General features: G+C 66.3%; 26 protein-coding genes. 16 read left to right on the forward strand and 10 right to left on the reverse strand.

What is annotated here, in order from left to right; all coding sequences use genetic code 11:
• Nucleotide 1 precedes the first annotated feature (1 nt).
• Genes IT472_RS08000 through IT472_RS08010 form a run of 3 tightly spaced genes read left to right on the forward strand, consistent with a single transcriptional unit; the run spans nt 2 to nt 1,641 of the window.
• On the forward strand, nt 2–145 hold the full coding sequence (locus tag IT472_RS08000) for a hypothetical protein (protein WP_297180673.1): 144 nt from the start codon (nt 2–4) through the stop codon (nt 143–145).
• Nucleotides 142–723 carry a cytochrome c oxidase assembly protein gene (locus tag IT472_RS08005; RefSeq protein ID WP_297180676.1) on the forward strand — a complete coding sequence of 194 codons (582 nt, stop codon included), beginning with the start codon at nt 142–144 and terminating at the stop codon, nt 721–723. Before IT472_RS08000 ends, IT472_RS08005 begins: the two co-directional genes overlap by 4 nt.
• A gap of 27 nt (nt 724–750) precedes the next feature.
• Nucleotides 751–1,641 carry a cytochrome c oxidase subunit 3 gene (locus IT472_RS08010; RefSeq protein ID WP_297180677.1) on the forward strand — a complete coding sequence of 297 codons (891 nt, stop codon included), beginning with the start codon at nt 751–753 and terminating at the stop codon, nt 1,639–1,641.
• Nucleotides 1,642–1,761: 120 nt separating this feature from the next.
• Here the strand turns inward: IT472_RS08010 and IT472_RS08015 are convergent, their stop codons facing one another.
• Nucleotides 1,762–1,992 (reverse strand): twin transmembrane helix small protein, encoded by a 231-nt coding sequence (locus IT472_RS08015; protein ID WP_297180679.1) that lies wholly within the window; start codon nt 1,990–1,992, stop codon nt 1,762–1,764.
• A 66-nt stretch (nt 1,993–2,058) separates the two neighbouring features.
• Here IT472_RS08015 and IT472_RS08020 point away from each other — a divergent pair, with 66 nt between their 5' ends.
• From IT472_RS08020 to IT472_RS08045, 6 genes are read left to right on the forward strand one after another with little or no spacing between them, the layout of a single operon-like run.
• On the forward strand, nt 2,059–2,811 hold the full coding sequence (locus IT472_RS08020; protein ID WP_297180681.1) for an SURF1 family protein: 753 nt from the start codon (nt 2,059–2,061) through the stop codon (nt 2,809–2,811).
• Nucleotides 2,808–3,389 (forward strand): hypothetical protein, encoded by a 582-nt coding sequence (locus IT472_RS08025; protein ID WP_297180683.1) that lies wholly within the window; start codon nt 2,808–2,810, stop codon nt 3,387–3,389. The genes IT472_RS08020 and IT472_RS08025 overlap by 4 nt, the downstream gene beginning before the upstream one ends.
• Before the next feature lie 4 nt (nt 3,390–3,393).
• Nucleotides 3,394–4,602, forward strand: coding sequence for a COX15/CtaA family protein (locus IT472_RS08030; RefSeq protein WP_297180685.1), 1,209 nt, complete (start codon nt 3,394–3,396; stop codon nt 4,600–4,602).
• Complete coding sequence (cyoE, locus tag IT472_RS08035; RefSeq protein WP_297180687.1) at nt 4,599–5,528, forward strand: heme o synthase; 930 nt, start codon at nt 4,599–4,601, stop codon at nt 5,526–5,528. Before IT472_RS08030 ends, cyoE begins: the two co-directional genes overlap by 4 nt.
• Nucleotides 5,525–6,166 (forward strand): DNA oxidative demethylase AlkB, encoded by a 642-nt coding sequence (alkB, locus tag IT472_RS08040; RefSeq protein WP_297180690.1) that lies wholly within the window; start codon nt 5,525–5,527, stop codon nt 6,164–6,166. The genes cyoE and alkB overlap by 4 nt, the downstream gene beginning before the upstream one ends.
• Nucleotides 6,167–6,219: 53 nt before the next feature.
• On the forward strand, nt 6,220–7,065 hold the full coding sequence (locus tag IT472_RS08045) for a methylated-DNA--[protein]-cysteine S-methyltransferase (protein ID WP_297180691.1): 846 nt from the start codon (nt 6,220–6,222) through the stop codon (nt 7,063–7,065).
• Between the two features lie 4 nt (nt 7,066–7,069).
• Here IT472_RS08045 and dnaG read toward each other — a convergent pair whose 3' ends face one another.
• The 4 genes from dnaG to rpsU all read right to left on the reverse strand — a co-directional run bounded on the left by dnaG (nt 7,070) and on the right by rpsU (nt 10,136).
• Nucleotides 7,070–8,803 carry a DNA primase gene (dnaG, locus tag IT472_RS08050; protein ID WP_297180693.1) on the reverse strand — a complete coding sequence of 578 codons (1,734 nt, stop codon included), beginning with the start codon at nt 8,801–8,803 and terminating at the stop codon, nt 7,070–7,072.
• 36 nt (nt 8,804–8,839) lie between these two features.
• Nucleotides 8,840–9,343, reverse strand: a complete 504-nt coding sequence (locus tag IT472_RS08055) for a GNAT family N-acetyltransferase (protein ID WP_297180695.1) — start codon at nt 9,341–9,343, stop codon at nt 8,840–8,842.
• Nucleotides 9,344–9,391: 48 nt separating this feature from the next.
• Nucleotides 9,392–9,835 carry a GatB/YqeY domain-containing protein gene (locus IT472_RS08060; protein ID WP_297180697.1) on the reverse strand — a complete coding sequence of 148 codons (444 nt, stop codon included), beginning with the start codon at nt 9,833–9,835 and terminating at the stop codon, nt 9,392–9,394.
• 85 nt (nt 9,836–9,920) lie between these two features.
• On the reverse strand, nt 9,921–10,136 hold the full coding sequence (gene rpsU / locus IT472_RS08065; protein ID WP_139716606.1) for a 30S ribosomal protein S21: 216 nt from the start codon (nt 10,134–10,136) through the stop codon (nt 9,921–9,923).
• An 89-nt stretch (nt 10,137–10,225) separates the two neighbouring features.
• Between rpsU and tsaD the strand changes: the two genes are divergently transcribed.
• From tsaD to IT472_RS08095, 6 genes are all read left to right on the forward strand, one after another.
• Nucleotides 10,226–11,251, forward strand: a complete 1,026-nt coding sequence (gene tsaD / locus IT472_RS08070; RefSeq protein ID WP_297180699.1) for a tRNA (adenosine(37)-N6)-threonylcarbamoyltransferase complex transferase subunit TsaD — start codon at nt 10,226–10,228, stop codon at nt 11,249–11,251.
• A 78-nt stretch (nt 11,252–11,329) separates the two neighbouring features.
• Nucleotides 11,330–11,692 carry a dihydroneopterin aldolase gene (gene folB, locus IT472_RS08075; RefSeq protein ID WP_297180701.1) on the forward strand — a complete coding sequence of 121 codons (363 nt, stop codon included), beginning with the start codon at nt 11,330–11,332 and terminating at the stop codon, nt 11,690–11,692.
• A complete protein-coding gene (locus IT472_RS08080; RefSeq protein WP_297180702.1) occupies nt 11,689–12,393 on the forward strand; it encodes an SDR family oxidoreductase in 705 nt (234 codons plus the stop codon). The genes folB and IT472_RS08080 overlap by 4 nt, the downstream gene beginning before the upstream one ends.
• A complete protein-coding gene (locus tag IT472_RS08085; protein WP_297180703.1) occupies nt 12,390–12,881 on the forward strand; it encodes a 6-carboxytetrahydropterin synthase in 492 nt (163 codons plus the stop codon). Before IT472_RS08080 ends, IT472_RS08085 begins: the two co-directional genes overlap by 4 nt.
• Nucleotides 12,881–14,071: an SAM-dependent methyltransferase gene (locus IT472_RS08090; protein WP_297180704.1), complete on the forward strand. Its 1,191-nt coding sequence runs from the start codon at nt 12,881–12,883 to the stop codon at nt 14,069–14,071. Before IT472_RS08085 ends, IT472_RS08090 begins: the two co-directional genes overlap by 1 nt.
• The gene (locus tag IT472_RS08095) at nt 14,068–14,478 is read left to right on the forward strand and encodes a VanZ family protein (protein ID WP_297180706.1); all 411 of its coding nucleotides are present in this window, start codon (nt 14,068–14,070) and stop codon (nt 14,476–14,478) included. The genes IT472_RS08090 and IT472_RS08095 overlap by 4 nt, the downstream gene beginning before the upstream one ends.
• On the opposite strand, the gene IT472_RS08100 is transcribed toward IT472_RS08095, so the two are convergent.
• Together IT472_RS08100 and IT472_RS08105 are read right to left on the reverse strand one after the other, a co-directional pair.
• A complete protein-coding gene (locus IT472_RS08100; RefSeq protein ID WP_297180707.1) occupies nt 14,455–15,714 on the reverse strand; it encodes a multifunctional CCA addition/repair protein in 1,260 nt (419 codons plus the stop codon). The genes IT472_RS08095 and IT472_RS08100 overlap by 24 nt on opposite strands.
• Before the next feature lie 23 nt (nt 15,715–15,737).
• On the reverse strand, nt 15,738–17,783 hold the full coding sequence (locus IT472_RS08105) for a lytic transglycosylase domain-containing protein (protein WP_297180709.1): 2,046 nt from the start codon (nt 17,781–17,783) through the stop codon (nt 15,738–15,740).
• Nucleotides 17,784–17,832: 49 nt separating this feature from the next.
• Between IT472_RS08105 and IT472_RS08110 the strand changes: the two genes are divergently transcribed.
• Entirely contained in the window at nt 17,833–18,636 is an 804-nt protein-coding gene (locus IT472_RS08110) for a sulfite exporter TauE/SafE family protein (protein WP_297180711.1), read from the forward strand.
• Nucleotides 18,637–18,661: 25 nt separating this feature from the next.
• Here the strand turns inward: IT472_RS08110 and IT472_RS08115 are convergent, their stop codons facing one another.
• Genes IT472_RS08115 through IT472_RS08125 form a run of 3 tightly spaced genes read right to left on the reverse strand, consistent with a single transcriptional unit; the run spans nt 18,662 to nt 21,061 of the window.
• On the reverse strand, nt 18,662–19,420 hold the full coding sequence (locus IT472_RS08115; protein WP_297180713.1) for an endonuclease/exonuclease/phosphatase family protein: 759 nt from the start codon (nt 19,418–19,420) through the stop codon (nt 18,662–18,664).
• A gap of 21 nt (nt 19,421–19,441) precedes the next feature.
• Nucleotides 19,442–20,335, reverse strand: coding sequence for a thiol:disulfide interchange protein DsbA/DsbL (locus IT472_RS08120; RefSeq protein WP_297180715.1), 894 nt, complete (start codon nt 20,333–20,335; stop codon nt 19,442–19,444).
• A gap of 18 nt (nt 20,336–20,353) precedes the next feature.
• Nucleotides 20,354–21,061, reverse strand: coding sequence for a thiol:disulfide interchange protein DsbA/DsbL (locus IT472_RS08125; RefSeq protein WP_297180717.1), 708 nt, complete (start codon nt 21,059–21,061; stop codon nt 20,354–20,356).
• Nucleotides 21,062–21,311 lie beyond the last annotated feature (250 nt).

Genomic DNA, 21,311 nt, shown 5'->3' on the forward strand with positions numbered 1-21,311 from the left:
CATGGCGATGGATTCCCGCCAGTCCGATCACGATCCGGTAACCGCTGCAGCGCACAAGCGTGCGCGGCGGACGGCATGGATTCTGGCGCTGGCGGTGCTCGCGCTGTACGGTTGGGTGGTCCTTACCGGCGGGGGGATGCGATGAGCAACTCGCCGTTGGGGCCGCTGGGCGTGTGGAAGATGCTGGGGCTTTCGCTGGGCGCGTTCGCGTTCGCGTTCTCGATGGTGCCGCTGTACCGGATCACCTGCGAGAAGGTGTTCGGCATCCGCCTGGAGAAAGGGCCGAACGCGGCGAACGTGGAGGCAAACCCGAACGATGGGCGCTGGGTGACGGTGCAGTTCGATGGCGGGGTGAATTCCAAGCTGCCGTGGCGGTTCGCACCGAAGCAGGAAACCCTCCGAGTCCAGGTGGGGCGCCAGTACGAGGCACTGTTCGAGGCCAGCAACATCTCCGATCACGCCATCGTCGGGAATGCGGTGCCGTCCGTTGCTCCGGCGCGTGCGTCACGCTATTTCAACAAGACCGAATGCTTCTGCTTCACCGCGCAGACGCTGGAACCGGGAGAATCGCGCGACATGCCGGTGCGCTTCATCGTCGATCCCGCGCTCCCGCACGGGGTTCGGACCATCACCCTGTCGTACACATTCTTCAAGAACGACGCCCAGACCGCCGCGCTCGTCGCACGAGCCGGGGCGGGCGGGTCGGTGCACGCCGCCCCCTGATCCCTTCCAACTTCCCGGAACACCGCCATGGCCAATGCCCCCGCCGAACTCGGCACCCACGACAAGGACATCTACTTCGTCCCCAGCAAGAGCCGCTGGCCGCTGGTGGCTTCGGTTGCGCTGTTCGTCACCATGTTCGGTTTCGCCAACTGGCTGAATGACGTCAGCTGGGGTCGGACGGTATTTTTCCTCGGCATCATCCTGCTGGTCGTCACTGCATTCGGCTGGTTCGGCGAAGTGGTCCGCGAGTCGATCGGGGGTCGCTACAACAGGCAGGTGGATATCTCGTTCCGGATGGGGATGGCGTGGTTCATCTTTTCCGAGGTGATGTTCTTCGCGGCGTTCTTCAGCGCGCTGTTCTACGCGCGCCAGTTCGTCATCCCTTGGCTGGAGGGACAGGGGCACGGGGTGGAGACCCACGCCATGCTGTGGCCGGACTTCACCGGCGGCTGGCCGAGCAATGGCCCCGAGGCTGTCGGTGGCGCCTACCAGACCATCCCGGCTTGGGGCGTGCCTCTGCTCAACACCCTGATCCTGCTGACGTCGGGCCTCACCATCACCGTCGCGCACCATGCCCTCAAGGCCGGGAAGCGCGGCATCCTGCTGGCCTTCCTGGGCGCGACGGTGCTGCTGGGTTGGCTGTTCCTGTTCTACCAAGTCGAGGAATACACCCACGCCTACGGCGCGCTCAACCTGACCCTGGGTTCGGGCATCTACGGTTCCACGTTCTTCATGCTGACCGGATTCCACGGGGCGCACGTCACCCTCGGGACGATCATGTTGGCGGTGATCTGGTTCCGCTGCGCAAAGGGCCATTTCAGCGCCGACAACCATTTCGGGTTCGAGGCGGTGGCGTGGTATTGGCATTTCGTGGACGTTGTTTGGCTTGGCCTGTTCGTTTTCGTCTACGTGCTCTGACCCCCGGGCGACACTCCCCGGTGCCGCATTGCCCCGTCAGGCCATCCGGCGAGAGCGATCGGTCGGGGGGTCATGCAATGCGCGGCCAGGGTGGTGGCATGGTCGCTGGCCGGCGTGGGATCATCCTCGCGGTGACTGGCCAACCGAGTGCGGCGTGATCCAGCCCATGTGGATTCCCAGCATCAACAGCAGAACCAAGAGGATGCTCAGGGCGATCCGCCAGGTCAGCGCATTGACCGTCCGCTTGCTGCCGCCTTTGTCCACCAGCATGTAATACAGCCCGGCACCGAGGTGCCAGAGGATGAGGAGCAGGAACCCACCGATGAGCAGGATCTTGAGCGAGCTGCCCACGTTGCCTCCGATGCCGGTCCATTCCGGCGCTGGTGCGGCATTATCGCAGCCCGACGGGGCGTGGCGATGAGCGTGCGTGGCGGGCGTTTGTTCCTGTGGTGGCTGCTTGCCCTGGTGGTAGCCGGGGGATTTGCCCAAGCGGGTCGCTGGCAACTGGAGCGCATGCACGAAAAGCAGGCGATCGTCGAGGACGCTGCACGCGCCCTGACCCGCGCCAATCCGCAGCCACTGCTGCTTGCGTCCGATCCCAAGCGCACGTACGCCTACGATTGGGCGCTGGGCACGGGGCGCATCCTCAACGTGACCCTGTGGCTGGACGGCCAGCAGCGAGAAGGCGTGGTCGGCGTGCGCATGTATTGCATCCTGCTGCCCGACATCGGTGCGCAGGCGTTGTTGGTGGATGCGGGCTGGCGACCGCTGGGTGGCGACCGGGTGCTGCCGGAGTATGGGTGTCCAGCGGGCGGTGACCAGCATGTGCGCGGCTTGTTGGCCCCGCCGCCGTCGGAAGGACTGCGCCACGGGGCAGCACTGGCGGGCGCCGGTCCCGATCGCTGGTTGATGGCGCGCATGGACCTGCCCGCGATCGCAGCCTCGCTGCGCCTGCCGATGAAGCTTGCGCCACGAGTCCTGCGCATTGATTCGCGTCGACTGGAGGGTGACCAGGGCGTGATGGCGGCGCCCAACGAGCGTGAGTTGGTGATTCTCCCGAACACGATGTCGCCGGATCGCCACCTTGGCTACGCGGTGCAGTGGTTCGGCCTGGCGCTGACGGTGTTGGTCGTAGCGCTGCTGCTTTCGATACGGGCCTTGCGGAAATGACCGACGTGGGCGCTTCTTCGCGTGTTCGTGCCCGCAACCGCACGACCCTGCTGTTGATCCTCGGGCTGTCGTTGGGTGCCTTGGTGCTTGCCGGGGTGCTGCGCTTCTCCGGCTGGCAGCCGGCCGGCCACATCAACAAGGGCCAGATGCTGCAGCCCTATGGCGACCTGCGCGATTTCACGCCCACCCTCGTGGATGGACATCCGTATCGTTGGTCCGACAGCCCGCGCACTTGGCGGATCGTGGCGGCGCCGCGTGACTGCACCGGCACGCGCCAGCCACAGTGCGCCAAATTGCTCGTGAACCTCGACAAGGTCTGGCGCATCATGGGCCGCGAGGCAGATCGCGTGCATGTCCTGTGGATTGGCCAAGCCCCCGGCGATGTCAGTGGCTTGCGCGAGGTGCATCTGCTGCGCCCGGATCCGCGTCTCTCGGCCGCACTCAGCGGCATCGACGATCCACGCGGCGATCCGGTCTGGCTGGTGGATCCGAATGGCTTCGTGGTGATGCGCTATGCCCCAGGTGCCGATCCGGGCGACTTGCGCTTCGACCTTGCCAAGCTGCTGAAGATCAATTGAGCCCATGACCCAGACGTCCCGGTCGCACCTTTACCGACATTTCCACCGCATCGCCTGGCTGGCGACGGCACTGGCGGCGGCATTGATCGTGTTCGGTGCCTTCGTGCGCCTGTCCAATGCCGGCCTCAGTTGCCCCGATTGGCCGACCTGCTATGGCCGGGCCGCGTGGCCGACCCGCGCCGACCAGATCGTCGATCATGCGGCCACCGCGATCCGAGCGGTCGACCCAAGCAAGGCTTGGCGCGAGCAGTTCCACCGCATGGTCGCTGGCGTGCTCGGCGTGCTGGTGTTGGCGCTGGCCCTGCTGGCGGCGCGTCGGCGGCGCTGGGGCATCACGCAAATCCTTGCTGCCGCGGTACTGGTGGCAACCTCCATCCATTTCTACATGAGTGGCTATGTGCTGGCATCTGCGCACCCCGCGGAGGCCATCCCCGCCGCGGCACAGACGCGCTACTTCATCGCAGGCTGTCTCGCGGTGCTGGGGGAGGCCGTCCTGCTGCTGGCAGCGATGCGCTGGTCGAATCTCGACGCGGCAAGAGCCAGCGCCTTGACCCTGGCGGTCATCATCTTCCAGGCCTTGCTCGGCATGTGGACGGTGACCTGGCTGCTCAAGCCCATCGTAGTGATGGGCCACCTGGTCGGCGGTCTGACGACGTTCGCCCTGCTTGCATGGACGGCGTGGCGGGCCACCGACCTGCCGATCCTGACCGCGGACGCGCGCCGGTTGCGCCAGTGGCTGATCATCGGCCTGGTCCTGCTGGGTACCCAGATCGCGCTGGGCGGCTGGACCAGTGCCAACTACGCGGCCTGGGCCTGCGGTACCGACTTCCCGAAATGCGCGGGCGATTGGTGGCCCGAGCATAATTTCCACCAGGGATTCGTGCTCTGGCGTGGCATCGGCGTGGATTACGAGGGCGGCATCCTCGACAACCCGGCACGGGTGGCGATCCAGATGGCGCACCGACTGATGGCGGGGGTGGTGTTCGTCTACCTGCTTGGCCTGGCGGTGAAGCTGCTGCGAATGCCGGGCCTGCGCGGCTGGGGTATGGCGTTGGCATTGCTTGCCTGCGTGCAGGTTGGGCTGGGGATCAGCAATGTCATGCTTGCGCTGCCACTGTCGATGGCGATCCTGCATAACGCAGGTGCGGTTGCGCTGCTATTCGTACTGGTGACGCTGCTGGCGCGCCTGCGGCCCCCCGAGGGCATGGCATGAGCACGGCGGTCCTGTCTCAGTACTGGCGGTTGACCAAACCGCGGATCGTCGCGCTGATCGTGTTCACCGCGATCATCGGCATGCTGCTGGCGATCCAGCCAGGTGAACCGTGGCCGTGGCTACGGATCCTGGCCGGCACCGCAGGAATCTGGCTGTCGGCGTCCAGCGCCGCCGCGATCAACCACCTGCTCGACCAGCGCATCGACAAGGTCATGGCGCGGACCGCGGATCGACCGTTGCCCACCGGCGCGTTGCGGCCGGTGCAGGTGCTGGCATTCGCCGTTGCCCTTGGGATCGCTTCGATGGCGGTATTGCTGCTGTGGGTCAATCCCATCAGTGCAGTGTTGTCGTTCGCCGGGCTGATCGGCTACGCGATCATCTACACCGGCTTCCTCAAGCGGGCCACGCCGCAGAACATCGTGATCGGCGGGCTGGCCGGTGCGGTGCCGCCGCTGCTGGGCTGGGCCGCCGTCACCGGCATGGCGAACGAACGGGACTGGGGCTATGCGCTGCTGCTGGTACTGATCGTGTTCGTGTGGACGCCGCCGCATTTCTGGGCGTTGGCGATCTTCCGCCGCGAGGACTATTCGCGCGCGCTGGTGCCGATGCTGCCGGTGACCCATGGTGTGGTCTACACCCGCTGGCAGATCCTGCTCTACACGGTCCTGCTGGTGATCGCCTCGGTGCTGCCGTGGGTGGTGCACATGAGCGGGCTGTTCTACCTCGGCGGCGCGCTGGTGCTGGGGGGCGTGTTCCTGTGGTACGCGTGGACGCTGCTGGATCCGCCGGATGACTATTTCGCGATGCGGACCTTTTGGTATTCGATCTGGTACCTGATGGCACTGTTCGGGTTCCTGCTGATCGACCATTGGCTGCTGCCAATGCTGGATGCCGCGCCGGCGCTGGAGTTCGCGCCGCAGTCGTGAACGACCTGTTCGCCGCGCCTCATGGCCTGCGCACCGATCTGGCGAAGCAGGCCTGCGTCCTGCATGGGTTTGCGCTGCCGTTCGTGGATGCGCTGCTGGCCGGAGTGGGATGTGTTAGTGCCACTTCTCTGTTCCGACACTTCGTCACGCCCGGTGGCCATGCCATGCAGGTGGCCATGACGAACTGTGGTCCGCTGGGGTGGGTCAGCGATCGTCGTGGCTACCGCTACGTCGAATGCGACCCCCTGACAGGTGCGCCTTGGCCGGCATTCCCGGACGGCTTCCTGGCGTTGGCGAGCGCGGCCGCCGCCGAGGCCGGCTTCGCCGACCATGTGCCGGATGCCTGCCTGATCAATCGCTATGCGCCGGGCACGCGGTTGTCGCTGCATCAGGATCGCGACGAGGATGATCACGTCGCGCCGATCGTGTCGGTGTCGCTGGGCCTGCCGGCGACCTTCCTGTTCGGCGGCTTCGCGCGTGGCGACAAGGCGCTGCGGGTGCCGCTGGTGCACGGCGACGTGGTGGTCTGGGGTGGCGTGGATCGCATGCGCTTCCATGGGGTGCTGCCGATCGCGCCGGGGCTGCATCCCGCGCTCGGCGAACAACGTATCAACCTGACGTTCCGAAAGGTGCACTGAGCCGGCGCAAGAACCGGGAGGCGCGGCTGCGATCAGGCGGCTACAGTGCTGTCATGGACGCGCCCATTGAACCCTCGCATCGAGATGCCGATCGCATCGCCGCTGCTTGCCGACAGATCGAGCAGGCAGCGACGCCGCCATCGCTGGGTGTGTTGGCAATGGCGGCCGGTCTCAGCCCGCACCAGTTCCATCGACGCTTCAAGGAAATGACCGGCTTGACGCCGAAAGCCTATGCACAGGCACACCGTGGTAAACGCTTGCGTGGAGCGCTGGCGAAACCAGAGGTAAAGGTCGTCGATGCGGCATTCGATGCCGGCTTCAATGCAAGCAGCCGTTTCTATGACAGCGCCGAGGCGCTGCTCGGAATGCAGCCTGCGCAGTATCGCGATGGCGGTGCGCAAGCGCGGATCGTGTTCGCCGTCGGACAATGCTCGCTGGGTGCGCTGCTGGTGGCGCGCAGTGCACGTGGGCTGTGCGCGATCGACCTCGGTGATGATCCGGACGTGCTGCTGCGCGAGATGCAGGACCGCTTTCCACGCGCAGAGTTGATCGGTGGCGATGTCGATTTCGAGCAACAGCTGGCGCAGGTGGCAGGCTTTATCGAAGCGCCACGACTGGGCCTGGACTTGCCGCTTGATATCCGTGGAACCGCGTTTCAGCAACGGGTATGGGAGGCATTGCGCAGGATTCCCGTTGGCAGGACCGTGAGCTATGCCGAGTTGGCCGATCTGCTCGGTGCGCCCCGCGCCGTTCGCGCCGTGGCCGGAGCCTGTGCCGCCGATACGTTGGCGGTGGCCATTCCTTGCCATCGGGTGGTGCGCAGCGATGGCGCACTCTCTGGCTATCGTTGGGGCGTTGCTCGCAAGCGTGCGCTTCTGGCACGCGAGTCTGCTGACTGAACCCTCAGCGCCGCAGCCTGGCCTGCAGCAATTCGCGCAACTCTTGTTTTTCCGCGTCATCCAGGTTGCGTTCGCGCTGTTGGACCTGCAATTCCTCGAGCCGATGCTGGAGGACCAAGCGGTTGATCTGGGCGATGGCGTCGAGGAAATCCGCGCGTCGTGCGGCGTCCTCTCCCGGCAAGTCCTGCAGGGCCAGGCGCTGCAGCGCGGAGGATTCCTCACGACCTTCGAAGTGTTCAAGCAACGCGGCGCTGTTCAGCCCCGGGCGTTCGCGCAGGAGCAGGACCAATTCGGAAAGGGTTTCGATGCCGGGTTGTTGAAGGCTTGCGAACGGATAGGGTGGCGTGAGTTCGGAAGCGAACTCCGGATTCTGCAAGAGATGCGTGATCGCCGTGCGGACCAAGCTCGGGCGACGATCCCCTTGGGGTCTGGTCGCGGACGTGCCGTGCGTGGCCGTTGCCCTCGACGGACTGGCGGTTGCGGTGCGGCCAAGGCCGGTCAGCTCCTGCAGGCGCTGGCGCATCAGATCACCGAAGGCGCCATCGGGGATTTGCGCGAGCAGCGGTTTGCAGCGTTCGGCCAAGCGCGCCTTGCCGTCGAGACTGGCGAGGTTCACGTCGTTCGACATATGCGCGTAGAAGAATTCGGACAGCGGGGTGGCGGCGCGCAGGCGCGCATCGAAGCCCGCCACGCCCTCCTTGCGCACCAGCGAGTCCGGGTCTTCGCCGTCGGGCAGGAACAGGAACAAGGCCTGGCGGCCATCCTTCATGCGCGGCAGCACCGACTCCAGCGCCTTCCAGGCGGCGCTGCGGCCGGCGCGGTCGCCATCGAAACAGAAATACACATCCGGTGCATTGCGGAACAGCAGTTCGGCATGGTCCGGCGTGGTCGCCGTGCCCAGCGTGGCCACCGCCTGCGACACGCCGTATTGCGCCAGCGCCACCACGTCCATGTAGCCTTCGACCACGATCAGGCGGTCGAGCTTGGCATTGGCTTGGCGCGCCTGCCACAGCCCGTACAGTTCGCGCCCCTTGTGGAACAGCGCGGTCTCCGGCGAGTTGAGGTACTTCGGCGAATCTTCGGGGTCGATCACGCGGCCACCGAAGGCGATGACACGCCCGCGGCGGTCGTGGATCGGAAACATCAGGCGGTCACGGAACTTGTCGTAGACGTGGCCCTTGTCGTTCTTCGAGAACAGCCCGCCGCGTTCCAGCAACTGCATCCGCTGCGGATCGGTGCCGAGGGCATCACGCAGCGCCGAGAAGCCGTCGGGCGCATAGCCGATGGCGTAACGCGCGATGATGTCGGCGGCGATGCCGCGCTTGCCGACATAGGCGCGGGCCTTGTCACTGCGCGCCAACTGGCTGCGGAAGAAGGTCGACGCCGCTTCCATCGCGCCGTACAGGTCGCGGGTTTCCGGATTGGCATTGCGTTGGGTGGTGTCGCGCGGCACCTCCAGCCCGACGCGCTTGGCCAGCTCTTCGACCGCATCGAGGAATTCCAGTCGGTCGTACTGGATCAGGAACGACAGTGCGGTGCCGTGCGCGCCACAGCCGAAGCAGTGATAGAACTGCTTGGTCGGGGAGACAGTGAAGCTGGCCGAGCGCTCGTCGTGGAACGGACAACGCGCCGCGAATTCGCGGCCCTGTTTCTTCAGCGGCACCCGGGCGCCGACCACTTCGACGATGTCGGAGCGCGCCAGCAGATCGTCGATGAAGGCGTCGGGGATGCGTGCCATCCGGCTAGTGTAGAGGCGCGGTGGTCTGGCGATGCATCAGAGTTCGTTGCGCGCCGCCAACGCATGCAGGGCGGCGCCTTCCAGCCGTTGCACCGTCCATTCGTCCATGCCGACTGCGCCAATGCTGCGGTAGAACCCGATCGAGGGCGCATTCCAGTCCAGCACACTCCATTCGAAGCGGGCACAGTCGCGCTGCACGGCGATCTGCGCCAGCGTCGCCATCAGGTGCTTGCCGAGGCCCGCGCCCCGGTAGGGCGGCCGCACGAACAGGTCTTCCAGATACAGCCCGCGCTTGCCGGCGAAGGTGCTGAAAGTGTGGAAGAACAGGGCGAAGCCGACCGCCTCGTCGTCGACCTCGCCGATCAGGACTTCGGCGGCCGGATGCGGGCCGAACAACTGCGCCCGCAGGCCGTCTTCGGTGGCGATTGCGGCATCGGCCAACCGTTCGTACTCGGCCAGTTCCGCGATCAACTCCCGGATCAGCGGCACGTCGTCGGGCGTGGCCGGGCGTATCGAGAGCAGCGGCGATGGCGTGGGCATGGCGTCTTACCGGCGGGATTGAACGGAGGCGTGCGCGCAGTCGGTCGGTCAGCCCAGCCTTTGCTTCACCAGCTTCGACACCAGGCCCATGTCGGCCTGACCGGCTAGGGCAGGTTTGAGCACGCCCATCAGCTTGCCCATGTCGGTGGCGGAGGCGGCGCCGGTCGTGGCGATGGCCTGATCGATCGCGGCGAGGATCGCGGCCTCGTCGAGCTTGGCCGGCAGGTAGGCCTCGATCACGCCCAACTCGTAGCGCTCGATCGCGGCGAGATCCTCGCGCGCGGCGGCCTCGAACTGGGTGATCGAATCCTTGCGCTGCTTGACCATCTTTTCCAGCACGGCCAGCACCAGCGGGTCGGTCATCTCCACGCGTTCGTCGACTTCCTTCTGCTTGATCGCGGCATTGATCAGGCGGATGACCGCGAGGCGCTCTTTTTCGCCGGCCTTCATCGCGGTTTTCATGTCATCGGTGAGTTGTTGCTTGAGGCTCATGGACGTGCTCTCGGAATCAATGGTGCAAAAACGCGAAAAAGCCGGCCACGCTCGCGCGTGCCGGCTTTCGAAGCAGGCGTTGCGCTCAGTACAGGCGCTGGCGCTTGGTCACATCGCGCCCGGCGCGACGGGCCTGACGCTTCACCGCCGCGGCGGCCTTGCGCTTGCGTTCCTGGGTCGGCTTTTCGTAGAACTCGCGCTTGCGGGTTTCGGCCAGCACGCCGGCCTTTTCGCAGGTGCGCTTGAAGCGGCGCAGGGCAAACTCGAAGGGCTCGTTTTCGCGGACTTTGACGCTGGGCATTTAGAACTCTCGTGGTCGTAAGGCCTGCCTTTTGCGGCAGGAAGCTGCACATGGTAGCAGTGCCCCCGGTTTGAGCGCAAGATGGGCGGATGAAAGTCCTGGGTATCGAAACCTCCTGCGATGAGACCGGGGTGGCGGTCTACGACACCGCCCTGGGCGGCGCGGCCGGGCTGCGCGCGCACGCCGTCTACAGCCAGATCGCCCTGCACGCCGAGTACGGCGGGGTGGTGCCGGAGCTGGCCAGCCGCGACCACGTGCGCAAGCTGCTGCCGCTTATTCGGCAAACCCTGGACGAGGCGGGGCTGAGGCTGTCGGACCTCGATGGCGTGGCCTATACCGCCGGGCCGGGACTGGTCGGCGCGCTGCTGGTCGGCGCGGCGGTCGGCCGCGCGCTGGCGTGGGCGCTGGACGTCCCGGCGCTGGCCGTCCACCACATGGAAGGCCATCTGCTGGCGCCGCTGCTGGAAGACGACGCGCCGGCGCCGCCGTTCGTGGCGCTGCTGGTGTCCGGTGGGCATACCCAGCTGATCGCGGTGGAGGCGATCGGCCGCTACCGGCTGCTGGGTGAAACCCTGGACGATGCCGCGGGCGAAGCCTTCGACAAGACCGCCAAGATGATGGGCCTGCCCTATCCGGGCGGGCCGCAGTTGGCCAAGCTGGCCGAACAGGGCGTGCCGGGCCGGTTCAAGTTCGCGCGTCCGATGACCGATCGACCGGGCTTGGATTTTTCCTTCAGCGGCCTGAAGACCCAGGTGCTGCTGGCGTGGCGCGATTGCGACCAGGCCGAGCAGACCCGCGCCGACATCGCCCGCGGCTTCGAGGACGCGGTGGTCGATACCTTGGCGATCAAGTGCGAGCGCGCGCTGGACGCGGCCGGTTGCGACGTGCTGATCGTGGCCGGCGGCGTCGGTGCGAACAAGCGGCTGCGGGCGCGTTTGACACAGATGTGCGAACAACGCGGCGGCCGCGCCTGCTTCCCGCGCCCCGCGCTGTGCACCGACAACGGCGCGATGATCGCCTTCGCCGGCGCGCTGCGCCTGCAGGCCGGCCAGCGCGAGGATGCGACGATCCGGGCCACCCCGCGCTGGGACATGGCGACGCTGCCGGCGGTGTGAATTCTGCGGACAGGCTTGGGCAACAACTCCCGGGGCGCGCGTTGTCGCTCGCTTCGGAACACCGGGTATCCTTGCGCCATGACCGACATCATTTTCATCGAAGGCCTGCGCATCCCCGCCCTGATCGGCGTCCACGCGCGCGAGCGCCTGGCTCCGCAGACGCTGGTGCTGGACGTCCGGATCCGCTTCGACACCCACATCGCCGCGCTCAGCGACAGCCTGATCGATGCCCTCGATTACGAGGCGGTGGCGCAGCGGCTGGCCGATTTCGTCACCCAGACCGAATACGTGCTGGTGGAAACGCTGGCCGAGGCCTGCGCCGACCTGATTCTCACCGAATTCGGCGCCCACGGGGTGCGGCTGAAGATCAGCAAGCCCGAGGCGCTGGCCAATGCGACGGCGGTGGGGGTGGAAATCGAGCGCGGGAGTCTGGTGGAATGAGCGTGGTGCTGGTCACCGGCGCGTCGCGCGGGATCGGCCGGGCGATCGTCGCGCGTTTCGTCCGCGAAGGGCAGCAGGTGATCGCCTGCGCCCGCGGAAGGCAGGGCCTGGACGAACTCAAGTCGAAGCACCCCGCGGTTGAATGCTTCCCTTGCGACCTGCGGGCTCCCGAAGCGGTGGATGCGCTGGCGCAAACGGTGTTGGATCGACACGGCGCAGTCGACCTGCTGGTCAACAATGCCGGGGCGTTTCGTCCCGGCGGCATCGCCAGCGAAGACGACGAAGTCCTGTTGGACATGCTGCGGTCCAACCTGTTCGGTGCCTATCGGCTGACCCGGCGCCTGCTGCCCACGATGCAGGCGCGTCGCAGCGGGATGGTGCTCAATGTCTGCAGCACGGCGTCGATCGCGGCCTATCCCAACGGAGGTTCCTACAGCATTGCCAAGCACGCGTTGTACGGCTTTTCGCGCAACTTGCGCGAAGAGATGAAGTCGCATGGCATACGGGTGGTGGCGCTGCTGCCGGGGGCGACCCTGACCGATTCCTGGAAGGACGTGCCGTTGCCGTCGGAGCGGTTGATGCCGGCGGAGGACGTGGCTGAGATGGCGTGGACGGCGTGGGCAATGTCACCGCGCACCGTCGTTGAAGACATCCTGATGCGGCCACAGCGGGGCGACATCGGGGAGGCCGATTTCCAGTGAATGATCGGGTCACCATCCGTTTGGCCAAGCAGAACATGAAGTTTTCGGCTGGCCATTTCACGATCTTTTCGGCGACCGAACGCGAGCGCCTGCATGGGCACAATTTCTTCGTCGAAGTGGACCTGCACGCGCGCATGCAGGGCAACGGCCTGTGCTTCGACTACGGCATCTACAAGGACCGTGTGCTTGCTCTGTGCCGTGAACTGAACGAGTGGATGATCCTGCCGACGCGTTCGCCGTACTTGCAGATCGAGGAGGTCGGTGAGCACGTGATCGCCGTGTTCGCGGGCAAGCGCATCCCGTTCCTGCGCGAGGACGTCAAGCTGCTGCCGATCGAGAACGCAACGCTGGAAGAATTTGCCAGCTGGTTCCTGCGGCGGCTGGGCGAGGATCGTGACGCGCTGCGCGCCCACGCGATCGAAGAAATCGAGGTGCGGGTGAGTTCCGCGCCGGGCCAGAGTGCAGGACGTCGCGCGAGGTTCGATTGATGCCGTCGTCCGGGATTCCTGCGCCGGGGCCCGATGCCCAAGCGCACAGCGCGCGGTTGCAGCAGGTGATCCGCGAGCAGATCCTCGCCGCCGGGGGGCGGATCCCGTTCTGGAAGTTCATGGAACTGGCGCTGTACGCCCCTGGCTTGGGCTACTACAGCGCCGGTGCGCACAAGTTCGGGGCCGGCGGCGACTTCACCACTGCGCCGGAACTCTCAACGCTGTTTTCAGGGTGTGTGGCCGATGCGCTGGCACCGGTGCTCAAGCAGTTGGGCGAGGAGGCGGTGTTTTTCGAATTGGGCGGCGGCAGCGGCGCGTTTGCCCATGCTTGTCTGGAAGCGCTGCGCGATCTTGATGCGCTGCCGGCGTGCTACGCGATCCTCGAGCCCAGCGCGGACCTGCGCCAGCGCCAGCGTGAGCGCTTGCAGGCGCGTCTGTCGCCTGCACTGTTTGCGCGGGTGCAGTGGCTGGATGGTCCGATCGAGGATGCTTGGAGCGGTGTGGTGTTCGCCAATGAGGTCATCGACGCCTTGCCTGCTTCGCGCTTTTGCCTGCGCGAAGGGTCGGTGCTGGAAGAGTGGGTGGCGCTGGATGGCGAAGGCCGGTTCGCGCGCGTCGATGTGCCTGCCGATGCGATGCTGGCGGCGTCTGTGCGGCAGTTGGAATCGTGCTTGCCGCAACCCCTGGCAGAGGGCTACCGCAGCGAAGTGCTGGTGCAGTTGCCCTACTGGGTGCAGGCCGTGGTGGGTGGTCTGGAGCGCGGCGCCCTGCTGTTCGTCGATTACGGCTACGCGCGCGGCGAGTATTACCTGCCGGAACGCGACGACGGGACCTTGCGTGCGTTTCGCCAGCATCGGGTCGGCAATGCCGTGTACGACTGGCCGGGGCTGCAGGACATCACCGCGTCGGTGGATTTCACTGCACTCGCTGAAGCGGGCGTGGGCGCAGGGTTCGAGTTTGCAGGTTACTGTTCGCAAGCCAGCTTCCTGATCGGCAACCGTCTGCAGGAGCGGTTGCTTGCTGCGGACGCGCAGGCGGCTGACGAAGCCACGCGCCACGGCTTGCGTCAGCAGGTCAAGCGGTTGACCCTGCCCAGCGAAATGGGCGAGCGTTTCCAGGCAATGGGCTTCCAGCGTGGCGTCGATTTTGGTCCGGCGTTCGCGCTCGGTGACTTGAGCCACCGGCTGTGAGTGCCCAGCGACCACTGCTGGGGCGTTCGCTCAAACCGTTCCGACGGCCTTGGCTGTGGACCGGACTGTGGGTGCTGGCCATCGCCGGCGTGGTGTTCGGTTCGCTGCTGCCGGTGCAGGATCTGCCCAAGGTCGGGGTCAGCGACAAGTTCGAACACTTCCTGGCGTATGCGGTGCTGTCGGCGGGCGCGGTGCAATTGTTCCAGCGGCGGCTGTCCTGGGGGTTCGTGTGCGTGGTGCTGGTGTTTCTCGGGATCGGCCTGGAATACCTGCAAGGTGCGATGGCAATGGGCCGCGCCGCCGACCGGATGGATGCACTGGCCAATACCGTGGGGGTGTTGATCGGGCTGGCGACGGCGTTCACGCCGCTGCGCGACCTGTTGTTAAGGTTCGATCGCCGGCTGTGACCTTGCCTGTGCGATGGCGGCGATCCGCGCCTTGCGCAGCGCCGCGCCGAAGTCCGGGCCCTTGAGGCCGCTGGCCGTGATCGCATCGCCGCGCACCGATTGCGCTGCCGCGAACAGGTGGCGCAGCATAGTGGCCTGCGGGAAGGGCGTATCGCGATGGCCTTGGCGGCCTCGCGCATCGGCCTCGCAGACGGTGGCGAGCTGGTCGATTCGCACGGGTTTGCGGAAGCCGTCGCAGCGGGCGATCAGGTCGTGGATCGTGGCCGGTTTCAACTCGGCGATCCGATGCACCAAAAGGTGCTCGCGGCTGCACAATGCCGCCAGCTCGCGGTGCTCGCTCGGCGCCTTCAGGCGCTCGCTCATGGCGTTGGCGACGGCGACGCCGCGCTGTTCGTGCATGACGTGGCGCGGCAGTTCGGCCGCTGGGGTGAGCGCCTTGCCGAGGTCATGGCAGAGCGCGCCGTAGCCGATCAGCTCGTCACCCGGCGCCAACCGTGCGGCCATGTCGCAGACCATCTCGACGTGGGTGCCGGTATCGATCTCCGGGTGGTAGTCGGCGCGTTGCGGGACCCCGTAGAGCGCATCCACTTCCGGCAAGACCGCGGGCAGGGCATGGGCGTCGCGCAGGGTGCGCAGGAAGGCGGAGGGCGCCGCGCTGCGCAGAGCCTTGGCCAGCTCCTGCCAGACCCGCTCCGGTGCTAGGGTCGCCAGCTCGCCGCTGTCCGCGATTGTGCGCATCAGCGCCAGCGTTTCCGGCGCCATCGTCAAGCCCAGTGGGGCGAACCGGGCCATGAAACGCGCTGCACGCAGCACCCGCAGCGGGTCTTCGACGAAGGCCTCACTGACGTGGCGCAGCACGCGATTGCGGATGTCCTCGGCACCGCCGAACGGATCGACCAAGCTGCCGTCGTCTGCTTGCGCGATGGCGTTGATGGTGAAGTCGCGCCGACGCAGGTCTTCTTCCAGCGTCACCGAGGGATCGGCGTGGACGGCAAAGCCGGTGTAGCCGCGCCCGGACTTGCGCTCGGTGCGCGCCAGCGCGTATTCCTCGCCGGTCTGCGGATGCAGGAACACCGGGAAGTCGCGCCCCACCTGTGTGTAGCCGGCCCCCAGCATCTGCTCGGCAGTTGCACCGACCACCACGAAATCACGATCCCCCGGTGGCTGGCCAAGCAACGCATCGCGTACGGCACCGCCGACGAGGTAGATGCGTGCGTGCCCAGGAAGCCCTGCCATACGGATCCGTCGAACGTGGTGAGTCAGCGCCGCGCCGGCAGAGGCGCGGCAGCAGGGGGCGGGACAGCAGCACACGCAAATCCCTTGCGAGGCCCGTTGTTGATGCCCAGCATGCGATCGCTGATGCGGAGTGCGTTACCGTTAAGGCGCCAGTCGTAGAGCGTGCTGAATCCGAGCACGCGGGCGACGTATTCGCGGGTTTCCTTGTAGCCGATGGTCTCGATCCAGAAATCCGGGTCCAGTGTTGGACGTTGCGTCAGCCAGCGGTTGGCTGCACCGGGGCCGGCGTTGTAGCCGGCGATCACCAGATAGGGTTTGCCGTTGAAACGCCCCAACAACTGGCGCAGGTAGGCGGTGCCGAGGGTGATGTTGGTGTCGGCGTCGTACAGCGCATCGGCATTGGCCAGCGGAACGCCCAGCCGGCGCGCCAGGGTGGCGCCGGTGGAGGGCAGCACCTGCATCAATCCGCGGGCGTCGGCGCTGGAGCGCGCGCGGGGATCGAAGATCGATTCGGCGCGAATTTCGGCAGCGACCCAGGCCGGATCGAGGTTGTTGCGCAGGGCTTCACGGCGGATCGTCGCGTCATGGTGCAATGGGAATCGCAACTGGTACAGGCGTTGTTCGTCCGGATAGCGCTTGCCGCCGACGTTCACCAATCCGAACACACCACGGTCGAACCAGCCGTTGTCCTGCGCCACTTCCACCGCCAACCAGCGCTGAGCGTCGCTGAAACGCGCCAGTGCCGCATTCCATTCCTTCACGGCCCAGGCCTTGCGACCGAGCATGTACAACTGCAGTGCGCGCACCATGCCGGGGTCGCGGGCAATGGCCAGCTTGTTGGCTTGGGTGGCCGTCGATTGCAGCGGACACACGTGATAGGGCTGGTCCAGCCGATCAGCCGCGAGGAAGCCGTAGAAGTCCGCGTTGCGGGCGGCCCTTGCATAGAGTGTTTTCGCGCCAGCGGCATCCCCGGTCAGGGCGCTGGTGCGGGCGGCGAAATACAGCCAGCGCGAATCGTTGCGCTGGGCGTCGGGCATGCGCCTGATCGCGGCCAATGCGCCCGCCCAGTCGCTGCGCGCAATGGCATCGCGGACTTGCCATTCGTGCAGGTTGGCATCGAAGCCCGCATCCGGGACGGCAGCCAACCGGCGTGCCGCCTCCGGCGCGAAACTTGCAGCCGACTGCAGGGCAACCTGCGCCAGGACGCGCCCACGTTCGACATCGGTGAATCCCAGGGTCTTGGCGATGCCCGGAAGCAGCGCTTCGGCACCACTGGGGCTGTTCCGGGCCAGTCGTTCAAGCGCGGCCGCGGCAACCAGCCTGCTGCGCGCGGACTTCGGCCAGCCCTCGACGCGGCCATTGGGGGCATCGATATATGCGGCCCAGAGGTTCGCCTGCGCCGCATCGGTTGCGGGCAAGCCGCGTCCGATCATGCGCATGACCGCTGATTGCGTCGCATCGGCGGCCAGGTCAAAGCGCTCCCAGCGCAGCGCGTCGGTCAGCCCACCCTGCGCAGCAAGCAATGCGAATGGGGAGTCACACGAATTCGGGAGTGACTTGCCGCTGCTGCGCCATAACGCCTGCGCTTCCTGGACCCAGTTGGCATCGGTCCGATTGACCGCCATCAGCGCCTGCAGGCGCAGGCAGCGCAGGTTGGCATCATCGATGCCCGGATCCCATTGGGCGAGGAATTCCTGCCACTGGTTGCGCTTGGCGAGCACTTTGAGCCAATCGCTGCGGAACATGGCTGCCACCGGCGTCCCTGACTGGGTGGCAAGGAACGCATTGCCGCGAATGACCGGCAGGGTGTCGATCTGGCGCTTCAACGTGACATATTCCAGCCAGCCAGCCAGCGGTTGGCTGCGGAATCCGGCCAGTGCCAGATCGTTCAGGCCGCTGCGCTCGGCGGCATCGAACGCGGCATCCAGCGCCGGGTCGGGAGTGGCAATCCGGATCGGTGCACGGGCTTGGACGAGGGGCGCTTGGTCAGGTGCCGGCTTGGCGCAAGCGGGCAGGGCAGCGGTTCCACCCAGCAGGATGACAATGAGCAACGACGTGAGTGTATGCATCCATGGACTATAACCGAGCCGCCATGAATCCTTTTCGAGCCGTAGGCCGATGACTGCGATCGCGCTGTACCTGTTGCTGGGCGCCGTTGTCGGGGTATTGGCGGGACTGCTTGGCATTGGCGGGGGATTGGTGCTGGTCGCGGCATTTGCCTGGCTGTTGCCGAAGCTGGGTGTCCCTGCGGAAGCCGCGATGCATGTGGCGCTCGCGAGCGCGCTGGCCAGCATCGTATTGACTGCGGCTTCGTCCACGCGTGCCCACCACCGTCGCGGCAGCGTGTTGTGGCCGACGGTGGCATGGATGGTGCCCGGAATCCTGCTTGGCGGTTGGCTGGGCAGCCGCTTTGCAATCGGCCTCGATGCCAGGGTGTTGCGCTGGTGCGTTGCGGTCTATTGCTTGGTGGTTGCAGCCCAGATGCTGTGGTCGCGAAAGCCGGGTGGATTGGCGCGTACGGTGGCTCACGCGGGGGTTGGCTACACGCTTGCAGGGGGTGCAATTGGCTGGCTCTCGGCGATCGTCGGCATCGGTGGCGGCAGCCTGACCGTGCCGCTGCTGGTGTGGCGTGGGGTGGAACCGGTGCGTGCTGTCGGAACCTCGGCGGCATGCGGGATGTTCATCGGTGTTGCCAGCGCCCTGGGTTTCGCGCTCCAGGCCCCGAGCGGGGCGGTGGGTTTGCCGGGGTCGGTGGGCTATGTGTACCTGCCGGCAGCGCTGGGGGTTGCCATCACTTCGGTGCTGTTTGCACCGTTGGGCACGCGGATTGCCCACGCCATCGATGGCATGGCATTGCGGCGGACATTCGCACTGTTCCTGCTGGGCGTGGGGGTCGCGTTCGCCTGGAGTGCGATGGGCTGATGCGTGGTACGACCGGCGATGCCGATCAGCGCAGTGCGTCCTCCGGCACGTCGAGGTCGACGGACAGCGCGAGGTGATCGGAGTGTGCCGCCGAGACCGCACGCATCGAGGCCAGTGACAGGTCCGGTGTCACCAGCATGTGGTCGATGGCGCGCTGCGGACGCCAGGATGGGAACGTCGGGATACATTGGGTCGGCGGCTGCAGCTTGGTCTTGCGGTACAAGGTGTGCATTTCCGGACGGTCGGGGTCGCAGTTGAAATCGCCCATCAGGACAGCCCGTGCGCGGTCGGAAAGCAACTCGGCGATGAAGTCGAGTTGCATGCGTCGCGACTGGTTGCCCAGCGAAAGATGGGCAATCGCAACCGTCAACGCGTTGCCGGCGCTGCCGAAGTTCGCCAGCAGGACTCCGCGCCCACCGATCCGTCCGGGCAGCGCGTGTTCCTCGACAGCCTTGGGCTCCAGCCGGCTGAGCAGGCCATTGGCGGTCGATGCGACTTTGCCGATGTTGCGGTTGGGCTGGTGGCTCCAGTAGGAAAAGCCGGCGCGCTCGGCGAGATAGTGGGTCTGATTGGTGAAGCCGGAGCGCAAACTGCCCGGATCGGCTTCCTGCAGGCCGACGATGTCGTGGCTTTGGGCGAGTTCGGCAATGGCGTCGAGCGCGCCGCGCTTGTTGCCGCCCGGGAGGACGTGCGACCAGCTGTGGGTGAGGTAATCCCGATAGCCGCGGGTGCTGTTGCCGGCCTGGATGTTGGCACTCAGCAGGCGCAGGCGGCGCTTGTCCATCGCGATCCCATCTGCAAGCGATCAGCCGCCGGAGCCTGCAGCGGCTGGTGCAGCGGCTGGTGCCGGGTCCGTCGAGGCGGCGGCAGGGGCCGCCGGTGTCGCGCCAGCCGTGCCTCCGGAGAGCTTGGCGCGCTCCATCTGGATCAGTTGGTTGAGGATGCGGAACATGTCGTCGACAGACTTGCCCTTGACCCTGTACTTGCCTGCCACGACGAAGGTTGGGGTGCCCATCTGGTCACCGTTGACGTAGGCGGCCGTCAATTGCTGGCGTGCACGGTTCATCCGGGCGGCGACGGCAAAGCTCTGCATGCTGCTGACGAATTGCTTGGGATCGGCGCCGTAGTTGGCATAGAACGCGGCGATCTCTTCCGGCGTGTCCATCCCGCCCTCGCCCTTGAGGCTGTGGTCGATATGGATGGCGCGGAACAACGCATCATGCGTCTTCTGCACCAGGCCCATGGCATCGGCGGTGTAAAAGGCCCTGGCGTAGTTGTCCCATGGCCCGCCGAACGCGGCCGGGATGTAGACGAATTGCACGTCCGGCGGTAGCTTGGACTTCATCGCCGCGACCTGCGGCTGTACGGCTGCACAAAATGGGCAGACGTAGCCAAAAAACTCAACCACCTCGACCTTGCCTGGCGGCGTTTCGTACGGCTGGCCGTTGGGGATCACGACGTAGTCTGTTCCCTCAACCGGCGGTGGCAGGCGCGCCGCTTCTTCTTCGGCTTTCTTCACCGCGGCGGCGGCCGCTGCAGCGCGCTGCGGGTCTTCGACACTCGCGGCTGAGGTCGTGGCCCCGGCGTGGGTGGCAGGCGCAGCGCCGTTCCCGGCCACCGGTGCGGGCACTTCACGGTTGCAGGCGACGGCCAAGGGCAGCAGTGCGATCAGGAGCAGGACATGGCGGATGCGGGTCATGGCGGGTTCCGAGGGGTATCAGCGGCCCTTGCCGGCCGGACGTGCTGCTGGTGCAGCGAGGCGGGAGGCCGGGGTAGCCCGGCGGGGCGCGAGCGCGGCGACCACCTTGCCGGCATTGGCCAAGAGTTCCTCGTAGCTGTTGCCGAGGATCATGTAGCGTCCGGCAACGATCAGCGACGGCGTGCCTTCGACGCCGCTGCGCTGCGCGAATTCATAGGCCTTTCGCAGCTTGGGCAACAGTGCGGCTTCGTCGTTGATCGCTGCATTGAACGCGGGGACATTCAGACTGGCGAATCGCGATGCATAATTCACGATTTGCGAGGTCGTGGCGTTGGGCGAAAGCGAATTGGTCCCGCCCCCGTGGATCGCCCTGAACAACTGTGGGTGCAGGTTGGCGACCGTGTGCGTGGCTTCCTGCGCGAAGTAGGCGCGTGACCACGGATCGTCGCGACCGAAGACGGCGGGGACATACACCAGCCGAGCGTGCGCCGGCAGTCGCTTCGCCCAAGTGTCCAGCATTGGCGCGAAATGGGCGCAATGCGGGCAGGTGTAAGCGAACACCTCGGCCACTTCCACCATCCCCGGCGGTAGCACCCGGTATGGCTGGCCCCCTTCGATGCTGCGGTATTCGACGCCTTCGGTGAGCCCGGGGAGGCGAGGCTGCGCCCGCACCGTCAACGGAATGGCGGTCAGCAGGAGGGCAAGCAACAGGATGAGGATGCGCATCGGTACCGAACTCCGGATTCAGCTTTAGTCAGGAAGCCTGCATGATCGCCGGCAAACGGTGTATGAATCCGGGACGGTCAATTCGCCCCGGCACGTGCGACCGAGGCCGGCGCGCTTGCGTGTAAGCCTTGGACGTAGCTGGCAAGCGAGCGAATTTCCTCGTCACTCAAGGTCTTGGCGACGTCGGCCATCAGCTTGAAGTGGGCCGGATTGGTGTAGGTCGTGGTGCCGCTCCGGTATTCCTCCAGCC

It is taken from the genome of Thermomonas sp. (assembly GCF_020850895.1).
Classification (GTDB): Bacteria; Pseudomonadota; Gammaproteobacteria; order Xanthomonadales; family Xanthomonadaceae; genus Thermomonas.